Annotated in this window: 15 protein-coding genes and 1 other RNA gene; 10 read left to right on the top strand and 6 right to left on the bottom strand. The window is 62.3% G+C overall.

From position 1 onward, the window contains the following. Positions 1 to 11: 11 nt before the first annotated feature. The 7 genes from NKI64_RS02895 (at position 12) to NKI64_RS02865 (ending at position 7461) form a co-directional block, all read left to right on the top strand. Complete coding sequence (locus NKI64_RS02895; RefSeq protein ID WP_023668718.1) at positions 12 to 740, top strand: ABC transporter ATP-binding protein; 729 nt, start codon at positions 12 to 14, stop codon at positions 738 to 740. A 111-nt stretch (positions 741 to 851) separates the two neighbouring features. Further along, positions 852 to 1199 carry a DUF6867 family protein gene (locus tag NKI64_RS02890; RefSeq protein ID WP_023668719.1) on the top strand — a complete coding sequence of 116 codons (348 nt, stop codon included), beginning with the start codon at positions 852 to 854 and terminating at the stop codon, positions 1197 to 1199. A 137-nt stretch (positions 1200 to 1336) separates the two neighbouring features. Then, a complete protein-coding gene (locus NKI64_RS02885) occupies positions 1337 to 2458 on the top strand; it encodes a branched-chain amino acid ABC transporter substrate-binding protein (protein WP_023668720.1) in 1122 nt (373 codons plus the stop codon). Positions 2459 to 2740: 282 nt separating this feature from the next. After that, positions 2741 to 6199: a pyruvate carboxylase gene (gene pyc / locus NKI64_RS02880; protein WP_352666420.1), complete on the top strand. Its 3459-nt coding sequence runs from the start codon at positions 2741 to 2743 to the stop codon at positions 6197 to 6199. 149 nt (positions 6200 to 6348) lie between these two features. Then, positions 6349 to 6609, top strand: a complete 261-nt coding sequence (locus NKI64_RS02875; protein WP_023668722.1) for a DUF2312 domain-containing protein — start codon at positions 6349 to 6351, stop codon at positions 6607 to 6609. Positions 6610 to 6701: 92 nt separating this feature from the next. Then, positions 6702 to 7142 carry a hypothetical protein gene (locus NKI64_RS02870; RefSeq protein WP_023694568.1) on the top strand — a complete coding sequence of 147 codons (441 nt, stop codon included), beginning with the start codon at positions 6702 to 6704 and terminating at the stop codon, positions 7140 to 7142. Positions 7143 to 7149: 7 nt separating this feature from the next. Beyond that, positions 7150 to 7461 (top strand): hypothetical protein, encoded by a 312-nt coding sequence (locus NKI64_RS02865; protein ID WP_031196451.1) that lies wholly within the window; start codon positions 7150 to 7152, stop codon positions 7459 to 7461. Between the two features lie 62 nt (positions 7462 to 7523). Here the strand turns inward: NKI64_RS02865 and msrB are convergent, their stop codons facing one another. The 5 genes from msrB to NKI64_RS02840 all read right to left on the bottom strand — a co-directional run bounded on the left by msrB (position 7524) and on the right by NKI64_RS02840 (position 11708). Continuing rightward, the gene (msrB, locus tag NKI64_RS02860) at positions 7524 to 7928 is read right to left on the bottom strand and encodes a peptide-methionine (R)-S-oxide reductase MsrB (RefSeq protein WP_013529102.1); all 405 of its coding nucleotides are present in this window, start codon (positions 7926 to 7928) and stop codon (positions 7524 to 7526) included. Positions 7929 to 8028: 100 nt separating this feature from the next. After that, entirely contained in the window at positions 8029 to 8826 is a 798-nt protein-coding gene (locus NKI64_RS02855) for an MBL fold metallo-hydrolase (RefSeq protein WP_023684142.1), read from the bottom strand. Between the two features lie 16 nt (positions 8827 to 8842). Continuing rightward, on the bottom strand, positions 8843 to 10033 hold the full coding sequence (locus NKI64_RS02850; RefSeq protein ID WP_023700253.1) for a vWA domain-containing protein: 1191 nt from the start codon (positions 10031 to 10033) through the stop codon (positions 8843 to 8845). A 306-nt stretch (positions 10034 to 10339) separates the two neighbouring features. Then, a complete protein-coding gene (locus tag NKI64_RS02845) occupies positions 10340 to 10786 on the bottom strand; it encodes a GNAT family N-acetyltransferase (protein WP_023668728.1) in 447 nt (148 codons plus the stop codon). 58 nt (positions 10787 to 10844) lie between these two features. Continuing rightward, entirely contained in the window at positions 10845 to 11708 is an 864-nt protein-coding gene (locus tag NKI64_RS02840) for a LysR family transcriptional regulator (RefSeq protein ID WP_023698426.1), read from the bottom strand. A 142-nt stretch (positions 11709 to 11850) separates the two neighbouring features. Here NKI64_RS02840 and NKI64_RS02835 point away from each other — a divergent pair, with 142 nt between their 5' ends. Further along, positions 11851 to 13389: an MFS transporter gene (locus NKI64_RS02835; RefSeq protein ID WP_023700254.1), complete on the top strand. Its 1539-nt coding sequence runs from the start codon at positions 11851 to 11853 to the stop codon at positions 13387 to 13389. 41 nt (positions 13390 to 13430) lie between these two features. On the opposite strand, the gene NKI64_RS02830 is transcribed toward NKI64_RS02835, so the two are convergent. Continuing rightward, a complete protein-coding gene (locus NKI64_RS02830) occupies positions 13431 to 14270 on the bottom strand; it encodes an AAA family ATPase (RefSeq protein ID WP_023700255.1) in 840 nt (279 codons plus the stop codon). A gap of 149 nt (positions 14271 to 14419) precedes the next feature. On the opposite strand from NKI64_RS02830, the gene ssrS reads away from it, so the two are divergent. Both ssrS and NKI64_RS02820 read left to right on the top strand, forming a co-directional pair. After that, positions 14420 to 14575: non-coding RNA, 6S RNA (gene ssrS / locus NKI64_RS02825), on the top strand. A 92-nt stretch (positions 14576 to 14667) separates the two neighbouring features. After that, positions 14668 to 15252 (top strand): 5-formyltetrahydrofolate cyclo-ligase, encoded by a 585-nt coding sequence (locus NKI64_RS02820; protein WP_023698428.1) that lies wholly within the window; start codon positions 14668 to 14670, stop codon positions 15250 to 15252. Positions 15253 to 15292 lie beyond the last annotated feature (40 nt).

Below are 15292 nucleotides of genomic sequence, written 5' to 3'. Positions count from 1 at the left end.
GGGCGTAAGTGATGGCCGAGACAACGCTGCTCGACATCAAGGGCGTCGAGACCTACTACGGCAACATCAAGGCGCTGAACGGCGTCGATGTCCACGTCAACCAGGGCGAGATCGTCGCGCTGATCGGTGCGAACGGTGCCGGCAAGTCGACGCTGATGATGACCATCTTCGGTGCGCCGCGCGCTCGTGCCGGCTCAATCACTTTCGCCGGCACCGACATCACCCAGATGCCGACGCACGAGATCGCCCGCATGCGCATTGCGCAGTCGCCGGAAGGCAGGCGCATTTTCCCGCGCATGACGGTGATGGAAAACCTGCAGATGGGCGCCGGTCTCGACAATCTCAAGCACTATGACGAAGATGCCGAGAAGGTGTTCGCGCTGTTCCCGCGCCTCAAGGAGCGCATTGCCCAGCGCGGCGGCACGCTGTCGGGCGGCGAGCAGCAGATGCTGTCGATCGGACGTGCGCTGATGGCGCGGCCGAAGCTGCTGCTGCTCGACGAGCCGTCACTGGGTCTGGCGCCGCTGATCGTCAAGCAGATCTTCGATGCCATCCGCGAGCTGAACCGCACGCAAGGGCTGACCGTGTTCCTGGTCGAGCAGAACGCCTTCGGCGCGCTCAAACTCGCCACGCGCGGCTATGTCATGGTCAACGGCAACGTGACCATGAGCGGCACAGGCAAGGAATTGCTCGCCAATCCGGAAGTGCGGGCGGCCTATCTCGAAGGCGGCCATCACTGATTTTGGAGCGGAATGTATGCATACGGTATTCCGCTCCAACTTGTTTGTTTGTCGCATGACCTTTGTCCGAAAAGTCTGCAACTTTTCGGGATCATGCTAGGAGTCTTCATCATGCAAGGCATTCTTCACGAGGAACCTTCCATCTGGCAGTTCTTCTTCGTCACCTGTCTGCTCGGCGGCTGGGCGGCATGGATGACCGGCAAGGCTAGCGCCCAGACATGGCGCAGCCTGCCGGCGCTGTTCGCCTATCTGCTGGGTCTCGGCATCGGCATCAGGTTCATCCATCATGCCTTGTTCGGCGGCACGATGTTTTCGCTGCAATACTATGTCGTGGACACAATCGTGCTCATGATATTGGGGTTTGTCGGCTATCAATACACGCGTACGAACCAGATGGTGACGCAGTATAATTGGCTTTACGAACGGGCTTCGATCTTAAGCTGGAAACCGAAAGGTTGACGTTCATCATTAACGCCGTTCCGGGGATGAATCGGCGTGACAAGGGCCTGAAAATCGGCAAAGTACGCTTTCTGCGATAAGGGTGGGCATCGCATGAAAGTTTCATCCACGCCCACCTCGTAAATGGGAGCGTTTAAATGAAGAAATCACTTTTGTCCGCCGTTGCCCTGACCGCGCTTGTCGCGTTCGGTGGCAATGCATGGGCTGACGTTATCGTCGGCGTCGCAGGTCCGATCACCGGTCCGAATGCGGCCTTCGGTGCGCAGCTGCAGAAGGGTGCGGAAGCGGCCGTTGCCGACATCAACGCAGCAGGCGGCATGAACGGCGAGCAGATCAAGCTCGAAGTCGGCGACGACGTCTCCGATCCGAAGCAGGGCATTTCGGTCGGCAACAAGTTCGTCGGCGACGGCGTGAAGTTCGTGATCGGCCACTTCAACTCGGGCGTCTCGATCCCGGTTTCGCAGGAAGTCTACGTCGACAACAACATCGTCGAAGTGACGCCTGCGGCGACCAACCCGAAATTCACCGAGCGCGGCCTGTGGAACGTGTTCCGCACCTGCGGACGCGATGACCAGCAGGGCGGCATCGCCGGCGGCTATATCGCGACCAACTTCAAGGACGCCAAGGTTGCCGTCATCCACGACAAGACCCCCTATGGTCAGGGCCTTGCCGACGAGACCAAGAAGGCGATGAACGCAGCCGGCCTGACCGAAGTCATGTACGAAGGCGTCAATGTCGGCGACAAGGACTTCTCGGCGCTGATTGCCAAGATGAAGGATGCCGGTGTTACCCTGATCTATTGGGGCGGCCTGCATACCGAAGCCGGCCTGATCATCCGCCAGTCGGCGGACCAGGGCCTCAAGGCTACCCTGATGTCGGGCGACGGCATCGTCACCGACGAGCTGGCTGCGATCGCCGGCGATGCGGTTATCGGCACGCTCAACACCTTCGGTCCCGATCCGCGCCTGATCCCCGAGAACAAGGCACTGGTCGAGAAGTTCCGCGCTCAGGGCTTCGAGCCGGAAGCCTACACTCTCTACTCCTACGCCGCCATGCAGGTGATCGCCGAGGCTGCTGCCGTGGCCAAGTCGAACGACCCCGTGGAAGTGGCCAAGGCGCTGCACGAGAAGGGCCCGTTCAAGACCGTTCTGGGCGATCTCGCCTATGACGCGAAGGGCGATCCGAAGCTCCCGGGCTACATCATGTACGAATGGAAGAAGGGTCCGGACGGCAAGATCTCCTGGTTCCCGAAGTCGTAATTCGAAACGCAGCTCTATGGAATGCCCGGCGCTCGCGCCGGGCATTTTTGTTGGTGACAGGGCGGCAGCGAGGGTGGCTGGACAAGCCGTTAGCCGGGGTCGAATTTGTGCGGGCACGACAATTAGCGTCACCTCGCGGCGCCAATCGCACGCAGCTTTTCGAGCCGTGGTGCTAGAATCGCATTTAAATCGGTTTAATCTCTCCTCGATTTTGGTTGCACTGCAGCATTTTCGCGTTAATCATGCCTCCGCCCCATCCCTCCCTGTCCGGAGCCTCCTTCCTTGGCCATCACGAAGATCCTCGTCGCCAACAGGTCCGAAATTGCCATCCGCGTCTTTCGCGCGGCAAACGAGCTCGGCCTCAAAACCGTGGCGATCTGGGCCGAGGAGGACAAATATTCACTTCATCGGTTCAAGGCCGATGAAAGCTACCAAGTCGGGCGCGGGCCGCATCTGGCCAGGGACATGGGGCCGATCGAAAGCTATCTGTCGATCGAGGAAGTGATCCGGGTCGCCAGGCTGTCCGGCGCCGACGCCATCCACCCGGGCTATGGCCTCCTGTCGGAAAGCCCTGAATTCGCAGATGCCTGCGCCGAGGCCGGCATCACCTTCATCGGACCGAAGCCCGACACGATGCGCCGGCTCGGCAACAAGGTCGCCGCGCGCAATCTGGCCATCGAGGTTGGCGTGCCGGTGGTGCCGGCAACCGAACCGCTGCCGGACGACATGGAAGCAGTCAAGCAGCTCGCCAAGACAGTCGGCTATCCGGTGATGCTCAAGGCATCATGGGGCGGCGGCGGGCGCGGCATGCGCGCCATCCGCACGGAAGCCGACCTCGCCCGCGAGGTGATGGAAGGCAAGCGCGAGGCCAAGGCCGCCTTCGGCAAGGACGAGGTCTATCTCGAAAAGCTGATCGAGCGCGCCCGCCATGTCGAAGTCCAGGTGCTCGGCGACACGCATGGCAACGCTGTACATCTGTTCGAGCGCGACTGCTCGATCCAGCGCCGCAACCAGAAGGTCGTCGAACGGGCGCCGGCGCCCTATCTCAGCGAGGTATTGCGCCAGGAGCTTTGCGGCTATGCGCTCAAGATCGCGCGGGAGACCAGCTATATCGGCGCCGGTACGGTGGAATTCCTGCAGGACGCCGACACCGGCAAATTCTACTTCATCGAGGTCAATCCGCGCATCCAGGTCGAGCACACCGTCACCGAGCAGGTGACCGGCATCGACATCGTCAAGGCGCAGATCCACATACTGGAAGGCTTTGCCATCGGCACGAAAGAGTCGGGCGTGCCGGCGCAGGCCGATATCAGGCTGAACGGTCACGCGCTGCAGTGCCGCATAACGACCGAGGATCCGGAGCATAGTTTCATTCCGGACTACGGCCGCATCACCGCTTATCGCGAAGCCGCCGGTTTCGGCATCCGCCTCGACGGCGGCACCGCCTATTCGGGCGCGGTCATCACCCGCTTTTACGATCCGCTGCTGGAGAAGGTGACTGCCTGGGCCCCGACACCGGCCGAGGCGATCGCCCGCATGAACCGGGCCTTGCGCGAGTTCCGCATCCGCGGCGTGGCGACCAACCTCACCTTCCTCGAGGCAATCATCAACCACCCGCGCTTCGCCGACAATTCCTACACGACCAGGTTCATCGACACGACGCCGGAGCTGTTCGCGCAGGTGAAGCGGCAGGATCGAGCCACCAAGCTGCTCAACTATCTGGCCGACGTCAGCGTCAACGGCCATCCCGAAACCCGCGGCCGTCCGATGCCCAAGGCCGATGCGGCAGCGCCCGTCGTGCCCTATCTCAACGGCAATGTGCCTGATGGCAGCAAGCAGAAGCTCGACACGCTGGGGCCGGAGAAATTCGCTGCCTGGATGCGTGAGCAAAAAGAGGTGCTGGTCACCGACACGACGATGCGCGACGGCCACCAGTCGCTGCTCGCCACCCGCATGCGTACGCATGACATTGCCGGCATTGCCGGCACCTATGCGCGGGCGCTGCCGCGGCTGCTGTCGCTGGAATGCTGGGGCGGCGCCACTTTCGACGTCGCCATGCGCTTCCTGACCGAGGATCCGTGGGAGCGGCTGAGCAAAGTGCGCGAAGCGGCCCCCAACCTTTTGCTGCAGATGCTTCTGCGCGGCGCCAACGGCGTCGGCTACACCAACTATCCCGACAATGTGGTGCAACATTTCGTCAGCCATGCGGCGGCCGGCGGCGTCGACCTGTTCCGCGTATTCGACTGCCTGAACTGGGTCGAGAATATGCGCGTCGCCATGGACGCGGTGGGCGCCGAGGGCAAGCTGGTCGAAGCGGCGATCTGCTACACCGGCGACATCCTCGATCCGGCGCGCGCCAAATACGACCTTAAATATTATGTCGGGCTGGCGAAGGAATTGCAGGCCGCCGGCGCCCATATCATCGCCGTCAAGGACATGGCCGGGCTTTTGAAGCCGGCTGCCGCCCGCGTGCTGTTCAAGGCGCTGCGCGAGGCGACCGACCTGCCGATCCATTTCCACACCCACGACACGTCAGGCCTGTCGGCGGCGACGGTGCTGGCCGGCGTGGAAAGCGGCGTCGACGCCATCGACGCGGCGATGGATTCCTTCTCCGGCAACACCTCGCAGCCTTGCCTGGGCTCGATCGTCGAGGCGCTGAAGGGAACCGAGCGCGATCCCGGCCTCGATCCGCAATGGATCCGCAAAATCTCCTTCTACTGGGAAGCGGTGCGCAACCAGTATGCCGCCTTCGAAAGCGACCTCAAGGGGCCAGCCTCGGAAGTCTATCTGCACGAAATGCCGGGCGGCCAGTTCACCAACCTCAAGGAACAGGCGCGTTCGCTGGGGCTGGAAACGCGTTGGCACGAGGTGGCACAAGCCTATCACGACGTCAATTTGATGTTCGGTGACATCGTCAAGGTGACGCCGTCGTCCAAGGTGGTCGGCGACATGGCGCTGATGATGGTGAGCCAGGATCTGACCGTTGCCGACGTCGAAAACCCGGCCAAGGACATCGCCTTCCCGGACTCGGTCGTCTCGATGCTGCGCGGCGATCTCGGCCAGTCGCCCGGCGGCTGGCCTGCGAAGCTGCAGAAGAAGGCATTGAAGGAAACCAAGCCGATCACCGTACGGCCGGGCTCGCTGCTCAAGCCAGCCGACCTCAAGGCCAGCCGCAAGGAGATCGAGCAGAAGCTGGAGCGCAAGCTCTCGGAGTACGAATTCGCCTCCTGGCTGATGTATCCGAAGGTGTTCACCGACTTCGCCGCCGCGCAGGAAACCTACGGGCCGGTCAGTGTGCTGCCGACGCCGACCTATTTCTACGGCATGAAGTCCGAGGATGAGATCTTCCTGGACATCGAAAAAGGCAAGACGCTTGTAGTGCGCTGCCTTGCGATCGGCGACGTCGATGAGAAGGGCATGGTCACCGTGTTCTTCGAGCTCAACGGCCAGCCGCGCCGTGTCCGGGTGCCGGACAGGGCGCATGGCGCCTCGGCGGCCAAGGCTCGGCGCAAGGCCGAGCCCGGCAACGAGGCGCATGTCGGCGCGCCGATGCCGGGCGTGGTCTCCGCCCTTTCGGTTGCCGCCGGCCAAGCTGTCAAGGCCGGCGACGTGCTGTTGTCGATCGAAGCCATGAAGATGGAGACGGCCCTGCATGCCGAGCGCGACGGCACAGTGGCCGAAGTGCTGGTCAAGGCCGGCGATCAGATCGATGCGAAGGATCTGTTGATCGCGTTTGGCTGACGCGCGGATCCATCACACTGGGGACGGCTGGCAGCAGCCGTTCACGAAGCGCCGATAATGGCTTGACCCGCCGCGCCTGCTCGGGCATCGAACCCGCTCCCAATTTACCGCGCCAGAATCGCGGTGCGAAAAAGTAGCGGAGAAAAAACATGGCCGACGACATCACAGATACCAGCCAGACTGTTGCCGCCGGCCAGTTGCGCGCCTTCATCGAGCGCATCGAGCGGCTCGAGGAAGAAAAGAAGACCATCGCCGACGACATCAAGGAAGTGTTCGCCGAGGCCAAGGGCACCGGCTTCGACACCAAGGCGATGCGGTCGATCATCCGGCTGCGCAAGAAGGACCAGGCCGAGCGCCAGGAAGAGGAAACCATCCTCGATCTCTACAAGGCCGCGCTCGGCATGGTGTAAGGCTGTCTGGAAATTCTACTCCGGCTGATATCGCCAGAGCGAATTCGAAACAGTCTCGGGCCAAGGAATGATGCTGGAACGGGCATCGAACCATGAGCGAATTCGACTTCGGCGCCCGCCGCGCCTCTGAATTCCGCCAACGCAGCTTCTGGGCGCTGTTCGCCGAACGGCATCCGGAGGAACGCGCTTCCATGGCGCGGCGCGGACCCTGGTTCTGGCAGCGCGGGCTGCCCGACTTCGCTCTGGTCCTGTCCATGTATGTCGCGCCGGCGCAAAGCCAAGTTGGCGTCTTTTTCGGCCGTAACGAGAAGTTCGGCGCGACCGGGGTCTGGTCGCGGCTGAAGCCGTTCCAACCGGCAATCGAAGACAGGCTGAAGCTCAGGCCGGAGCAGAGCTGCGAGGCCCTCGGCATCAATTCGATGTGGCGGGTGAACTGCTATGCCGAGGACAACTGGCCGGCCATGGCCGACTGGCTGGTGACGGAATGCTCGCGCTTCGAGCGCGCCGTCACCGACGTGCTGAGAGAGGGATAGCTATCAGGTGTTGGTGCAAAGCATCGGATCCTTCTTCGGCTCGCGCTGGCAAGGCGCGGTTCCGGTCGAGCGGTTGTTCTGGCGCGATCTAGTCCTTGTCGGCACGGCGATCAACATCACCTCGTCGGTGGCCGCGCTCATTCTGCTCGGCTTGAAACTGCCGCTCGCCGTCGTCCTGGCGGTGCATTTCGCGCCCGTGCCCTACAACATCTTTCTGACCTTTGCCGTCTGGCGAACCACGGAAAAATCCAGTGGCGCCAAGGCTTCGTTGATGACGCTCGGGGCTACGCTTTGGCTGATCCTGGTGGTGGTTGTCTGAGAAGATTGACACGAAAAAGGGCGGCCGAAGCCGCCCTTTGAAGATGGTGGTCAAGCCGCGGCTTAAGCCGCCGGCTCGAATTTCAGCGCCACGCCGTTGATGCAATAGCGCAGGCCGGTCGGCGGCGGGCCGTCCTCGAAGACATGGCCGAGATGGCTGCCGCAGCGGGCGCAGTGGCATTCGGTGCGGACCATGCCGTAGCTGCGGTCGACGGTGTTTTCGACCGAACCGGGCACCGGATCATTGAAGCTCGGCCAGCCGGTGCCGCTCTCGAACTTGAGCTTGGATTCGAACAGCGGCTGGTCGCAGCCGACGCAGGAAAAGGTGCCGGCGCGCTTTTCGTAGAGCAGCGCGCAGCTTCCGGGCCGTTCGGTGCCATGGCCGCGCATGACCGCATATTGCTCGGGCGTCAGGCGGGCGCGCCATTCGGCGTCGGTGCGGGTGACAGGGTAGGTGTGGGTGTCCATTTGATCTCCTCAGCCTTGGCGGCTTGTTGTTGGTTGCAAGCTATATTCGCTTAGAGATAGGCGTTTGTTACGTGTTTTGCTCGCATTTTCAGCCGAGCTCCTACCCAATCGCCTGAAGATAGCGGGCGATCGACGCATGAAATGCCGTTCTTGCGCCGCCGATGATGTTCTGCTGCCACCACGCGCCGTAGATGTCGTCGAATTCGAAAGGCTCAAGTGCCGCCGCGATGCGTCGCACGGCCGGCGCATTGAGCGGAATGTAGTTCGGATAGCTGTACATGAAGCTGACATGGCGACGCGTCGGCGTCACCTGCAATATGTCGCCGGACAGCAGGGCGTTACCGTCATCGCGTTTCCAATGCAGCACCTGGCCGCCGGCAAAATGGCCACCGCAACGCACGAGTGTCAGCGACGGGTTTATGGCCAGCGTCTCGCCCGCCCAGCTGACGATGGCGTTGTGCGGCCGCATGATCCACTGGCGGTCGTCGGCATGGAGATAGATCGGCACGCCGCCAAACGCCTCGCTCCACTCGACCATCACCGAATAATAGTGGCAGTGCGAAATGGCGATCGCGGCCAGGCCGCCGCGACGGTTGATTTCGGCTACCGCCTCGTCGCTCACCATCGAGATGCAATCCCACAGCACATTGCCGTGCGGCGTCTGCGCCAGCAGCGCCCGCTGGCCGATAGCAAAGCGCGGCTCGATGCCGAAAGCGAGAACGCCGGCATCGTCCTTCATCACAAGCCTATGCCCGGCAGAGAGTTCTTCCCCAGTGATCCAGGCCTGGCCTTCCCAGCGCACATATTGCCGCTCGTCCTCGCAGATCGGGCAATTTTCTGGAGGGGTCTGCGTTGCCGCGAACTGGACGCCGCATTGCGGGCAAAGAAAGCAGGTCATCGGTTTTCCTCTCATATCAATGCTTGCGTGAAAGCTGCTTGGTCGCGGCTTCCAGCCCGGCCATCGTCAGCGGGAACATGCGGCCGCCGAAGAGATCGCGGATCATCGCGATCGAATGGGTGAAGCCCCAGTTTTTCTGGTTTTCGGGGTTCAGCCAGACCGCATTCGGCCATTGCTGCAGCAGCCGGCCAAGCCAGACGCTGCCGGCTTCCGGGTTCCAATGCTCGACCGAGCCGCCGGGATGCGCGATCTCGTAAGGGCTCATCGAAGCGTCGCCGACGACGATGACCTTGTAGTCCGGGCCGTATTTGTGGAGCAGGTCGAAGGTCGGGATGGTCTCGGCATGCCTGCGGCGGTTGTCCTTCCAGACGCCCTCGTAGAGGCAGTTGTGGAAGTAGAAATATTCGAGCTGGCGGAATTCGGCGCGGGCGGCCGAAAACAGCTCCTCGACGCTTTTGATGTGGTCGTCCATCGAGCCGCCGACATCGAAGAACATCAAGAGCTTCACGGCGTTGCGCCGTTCGGGGCGCGTCTGCACATCGAGATAGCCGTGCTCGGCGGTGGCATGGATGGTGCCGGGCAGGTCGAACTCTTCCTCCGCACCCTCGCGCACCCAGCGGCGCAGGCGCTTCAGCGCCACCTTGATGTTGCGGGTGCCGAGCTCGACGGCGTCGTCGAAATTTTTGAACTCGCGCTTGTCCCAGACTTTCACCGCACGGCGATTGCGGCTTTCATGCTGGCCGATGCGCACGCCTTCGGGATTGTAGCCATAGGCGCCGAAAGGCGAAGTGCCGCCGGTGCCGATCCATTTCGAGCCGCCCTGATGGCGGCCTTTCTGCTCCTCCAGCCGCTGCTTCAGTGTCTCCATCAGCTTGTCGAAACCGCCGAGCGCCTCGATCAGTTTCTTCTCTTCCTCGGTCAGGTGCTTTTCGGCGAGCCGGCGCAGCCATTCCTCAGGGATGTTGGCGACACCGACGGCATCGGGGCCGGTGAGCGCCTCGATCCCCTTGAAGACATGCGCAAACACCTGGTCGAAGCGGTCGATATGGCGTTCGTCCTTCACAAGCGCGGCGCGGGCGAGGTAGTAAAAACCCTGGACGTCATAGTCGACCAGCCCGGCCTCCAGCCCTTCCAGCAGCGACAGATATTCCCTGAGCGAAACGGGAACCCGCGCGGCCTTTAGTTCGAGAAAGAAGGGGAGGAACATGGTTGGCCGTTATCTATGCCGAACGGTCACGGCGGAGTCGCCACGGGCACTGTCGATTTCGCCGGATTGCAGAAGATTTGCCACAGTACGTGGGTTGGGCATGGGCAAGTGCTTTGCGATGCGGGCTTCCGCCCCATTCGCGCATAGCCGACGCGGCATCGGCTATCGCTTCAGCCGGGTTTGCGCCGGCCCCGTGGCAGCCGGCGAGATAGGGCATCCGCACTCCCCAAACGCCGTCACTGCCATCCACGATTCCGACATAGCGGATCATTCGGCTCCTTCCGCGTTATTTCGATCGCGCTCGCATCATAGCAGATCATACTCGATAAAACCTGTCCGCCGCGCGACATGGTCGTAGAGCTTGCGCGCTGTGGCGTTGGTTTCGTGGGTCATCCAATAGACGTTCTTGACGCCGATCTTGCCGGCTTCCTGCTTGACCGCTTCAATGAGGGCCGCACCGATGCCCTTGCCGCGCACATCAGGGTCGGCGAACAGGTCCTGCAGGTAGCAGTTGTTTTTCTCCGACCAGCCGGAGCGGTGATAGAGATAATGGGTCAGGCCGACCGCCTTGCCGTCGAGCGTGGCGATAAACCCCTTCGGTTCGAATTCACCTTCCGTGAACAGTCGTTTCCAGGTGATGTCGTAGACCTCGTCCGGCAGCTTGGTCTCGTAGAAGGTGAGGTAGGCAGTCCACAGCCGCCGCCAGTCGGCATGGTCGGCCAGCGCCAGCGGGCGGACGGTGATCTCCGTCATTTCGGTTCCTCCAAAGCCTTATCGGATTCCGGCGGAATCAGATCGGAAACACCATCGCCTAATCCACCGGCGAATTGTACTCGCGAAATGCGGTCGCCAGCATTTGCAGCGCGTCACGCGCCCGCGGCGCCAGATTGTGCGAATGCAGGACCACTTCGGAGGGGTCAAGCGACGGCAGGCCGAGCTTGCGGCCAACCTCGATCAGGCCGGGCGGAGCGACGCAGTGAGCCAGCGCCGAAACGGCAAAGCCCGCCGATATCGCAATGTTGACGGCCGCGCCGCCGCCGCCGACGAAGGCCTCCTCCCAGGCGATGCCTGCTTTGTCCAGCGCCTCGACCGCCCGCACACGATCCGGACAGTTGCACACGGTGCTTAAGAGCGCGAGGCGCAACGGCGTTCCGCGCTGCCACTCGAAGGAAGGTGCTGCGAACCAGCCATAGTGGTTGCGCGACAAGGTCCGGCCAGGACGGCTGTCGCCTTCGCGGTGCACGATGACTGCATCGAGCTCGCCGTGATCGAAAGCTTCCTTGAGCACCGTGCTGGTATCGATCCTCAAACTGAGCGTCAGCGATGGATCGTGCGCATGGAGCTGGGCAATCAGAATGGACAGCGCCGGACCGGCGGCATGATCGACAAAGCCGAGCGCAAGCCGGCACGGTGCTGACGCAAACTCCGCCATGGCGCGCTCGTGCGCGGCAAGGAAGTCACGCGCGGCGGGGAGGAAGACGGCGCCTCGTGCCGACAGGCTGACGCGGCGCGGCGTTCTTTCAATCAATCGCGCGCCGAGCTTCTCCTCAAGGCGGCGCAGCTTGACGCTGATCGTCGCCTGCGTGCTGCCCAGCGCCGATGCCGCCTGGGTGAAGCTCTGCAGATCGGCCACCATCACAAAGGTTCGTACGGCGTCCACATCAAGACTGGTCATCGCAGCACTCCATTGGGCCGATCATTCCGTTTTGTCATTTCTGATATAGCCGAGCATAGCCTTTTTTCATGGTCGAGTCTCCTCTATCTCAAACTGGTCGCGGTTTGAAGAGCGCCTCATGCTCGGATGGAAAGAGATCGATATGCCAATTCAACGAAACACCATAGCGCTCACCGGCGTGTGCCTGGCGTCGCTGCTGTTCGGGCTCGAAATCTCCAGCGTGCCGGTGATCCTGCCGAAACTGGAAAGCGTGCTCGCCGGCAATTTCAGGGATTTGCAGTGGATCATGAATGCCTACACCATCGCCTGCACGACAGTGCTGATGGCGACAGGGACATTGGCCGACCGTTTCGGCCGCAAGAGCGTGATGGTGATCACCACCGTCGCCTTCGGCCTCGCCTCGCTGCTGTGCGGCCTGGCTCCGAGTGCTGCACTGCTGATAGCCGCCCGCTTCCTGCAAGGCCTCGCCGGCGGCGCGATGCTGACCTGCAGCGTCGCCGTGCTGTCTCACCAGTTCCAGGACGGCCGCGAACGCGGCAAGGCTTTCGTCGCCTGGAGCGTCGTCTCAGGCATCGGGCTCGGTTTCGGGCCCGCCATCGGTGGCTTGATCGTGGCGCTGTCGAACTGGCAATGGGTGTTCCTCATCCACGTGCCGCTGGCGATCCTGGCGCTCGCCTTTATCGGCGCCGGTGTCACGCAATCGCGCGATCACAACGCCCAGAAGCTCGACTGGGCCGGCATGCTGACGCTGTCGGCGGCGGTGTTCGGCTTTTCCTATCTGATCACGCAAGGTGCGGATCTCGGGACCAGCGCCCGCATCGGCGTGATATCAGCCTCCGTGGCTGCGTTCATCGCTTTCCTTGTGGCCGAGAGGGTCAATCCCTATCCGATGTTCGATTTCTCCGCGTTCCGCATCCGCCAGTTTTCCGGCGCGATCATGGGCGCCATCGGCATGAATTTCAGTTACTGGCCGTTCATCATCTATCTGCCGATCTATTATTCGGGCGTTCTCGGCTATGACAGCACGACGACCGGCCTGCTGTTGCTCGTCTACACGCTGCCCTTCATGGTGATGCCGCCGATCGCCGAGCGCATTCGCGCGCGCTATCAGGCACGAATTGCCATCCCGCTCGGTCTGCTGACGCTAGGGATCGGTTTCATCGCCATGTGGATCGGCTCCAGGCTCGAGGGCGCCACCTGGCTGACCATGCTGCCCGGCACGCTGATTGCCGGCATCGGCATCGGTCTCACCAATTCGCCGACCACCAATACCACGACCGGCGCGGTATCGCCGGATCGTGCCGGCATGGCGTCCGGCATCGACATCAGCGCACGCCTGATCACGCTCGCTATCAACATCGCGGTGCTCGGCCTGCTGCTGACGCAAGGTATCGTTTCCCACCTGCGGGCCACACTCGGCGCGGCTTTGGAGCCGGATGAGTTGCGGGCACTGGCGGAAAGGGTCGCCACCGGCAATCTGGAGGGCCTTGCGCAGGGGACGCCGAAGCTCGCAGCCCTCGACCCATCCGGCGCCATCGTGCATGCCGCGCTGGTCAATGGTTTCGGCTGGGTCATGCTCTATTGCGGGATCGGCGTTCTCGCCCTGTCGGTCATCGGCTTCGTCATCTTCGGGCCGAAGCGCGTCGCGCCGCAGGAGAGAGGGTTTGCTCCCGCGGAGTAAGCGGCCAAAGCCGCCCGTAGCTGTCAGCCAACCCTCGATCCTCACCCCTGCCGTCTGGCCATGAAGGCCAGGCGTTCAAACAGATGCACGTCCTGTTCGTTCTTGAGCAGTGCGCCGTGCAGCTTCGGCAGCGCGCTCCTGGGGTCGGCGCGCAGATCCTCGGGTGCGATGTCGTCGGCGACCAGCAGGCGGATCCAGTCGAGCGCCTCGGAGGTCGACGGCTTCTTCTTCAACCCCTGCACATCGCGGATCTCGTAGAACTGGGTCAGGGCAGCACGCACCAAATTCTGCTTTATGCCGGGATAGTGCACGTCGACGATTTTGTGCAGCGTGTCGACATCGGGAAAGCGGATGTAGTGGAAGAAGCACCGGCGCAGGAAGGCGTCGGGCAGTTCCTTCTCATTGTTGGAAGTGATGATGACGATGGGGCGCACAGCGGCGCGGATCGTTTCGCCGGTTTCGTAGACGAAGAACTCCATCCGGTCGAGTTCCTGCAGCAGGTCGTTGGGGAATTCGATATCGGCCTTGTCGATCTCGTCGATCAACAGCACGACCTTCTTACCGGCCGCGAAGGCGTGCCAGAGCTTGCCGCGCTTGATGTAGTTTTTGATGTCGTTGAACCTGGCATCGCCGAGCTGGCTGTCGCGCAGCCGCGAGACAGCATCATATTCATACAGTCCCTGCTGCGCACGGGTGGTCGACTTGACGTGCCATTCGATCAGGTCGAGGCCGAGCGCCGATGCCACCTGGCGGGCAAGCTCGGTCTTGCCGGTGCCCGGCTCGCCCTTGACCAGCAACGGCCGCTCCAGCGCGATCGCGGCGTTCACCGCCACCATCAGATCCTTGTCGGCGACATAGGCCGCCGTGCCTTCGAAACGCATACTTGCTCCTCGGTTGGTCAGCGCGAGCGTAAGGACGCTGCTTGACCTGTGCAAGGGCGAGCCGGCTGCGACCAAAGCGTGTGAGATCGAAATGGAAACATCGGCTCATGTCACTAGCGCTTGACCGACCAGCCGCCTATATTGGGCTTGGCGGTCTGCGCTTCCCGGCAGGAGAACATTTTCCCCGGGGCCTTAACGATCCTTAGGGAGCTGTCCCTGGGAAGACCCGTGGGTTTTCTCATACGGCGCCCACCTACTTTGTAGGTTCCCGGGATCGCTCTCTCCACCGGTTGTGTGGATCGTCACTTACCTCTATCCGCCCAGTTTGGCGGATGATGTGGTAGAAAACGTCGCTCATGAAACGTCACCCAGATCCGACCTTTTCTATCGTCCGCGCATGACATCTCCCAAAGACCTGAAAAAGCAGTTGCGCCTCGAGGCACTCGGCCGTCGCGATGCGCTCGATCCGCTGTGGCGGGTGGAGATCGCGCTTGAAATGGCCGAGACGGCGCGCGACCACCTCGCCATCGAGCCGGGTCAGATCGTTTCAGCTTTCTGGCCGATGCGATCGGAAGTCGACGTCAGGCCGCTGATGTTCGCCTTGCGCGAGAACGGGGCCAGGCTTTGCCTGCCGGCCATCCTCGACAAGACCACCATCGTCTTTCGCGAACTGGTGCGCGGCGCGCCGATGGTCGAGATGGGTTTTGGCACGGTCGGTCCGCATGCGGAGGCCGAGGTTCTCGATCCCGCGGTGATGCTGGTGCCGCTCGCGGCCTTCGACAGCCGCGGTCATCGCATCGGGTATGGCGCCGGCTATTACGACCGCGCCATCGCCAGGCTGATCGACAAGGGCCAGCCGCCACGACTGATCGGCATCGCTTTCGATTGCCAGGAGGTGGGTCTGGTGCCGGATGAGGCGCACGACGTCATCATCCCGGAAATACTCACCGAGAGCGGTTTGCGCCGCTTCGACATCGCTTAAAAGACCGCGATCCCGCTTAACGCGTTTCCAAGACGTGCCG

Source organism: Mesorhizobium sp. M0478 (assembly GCF_040321305.1).
Lineage (GTDB): Bacteria > Pseudomonadota > Alphaproteobacteria > Rhizobiales > Rhizobiaceae > Mesorhizobium.
Note: the sequence above shows the minus strand (reverse complement) of the source record. Positions and strands in the feature narration are given on the sequence as shown.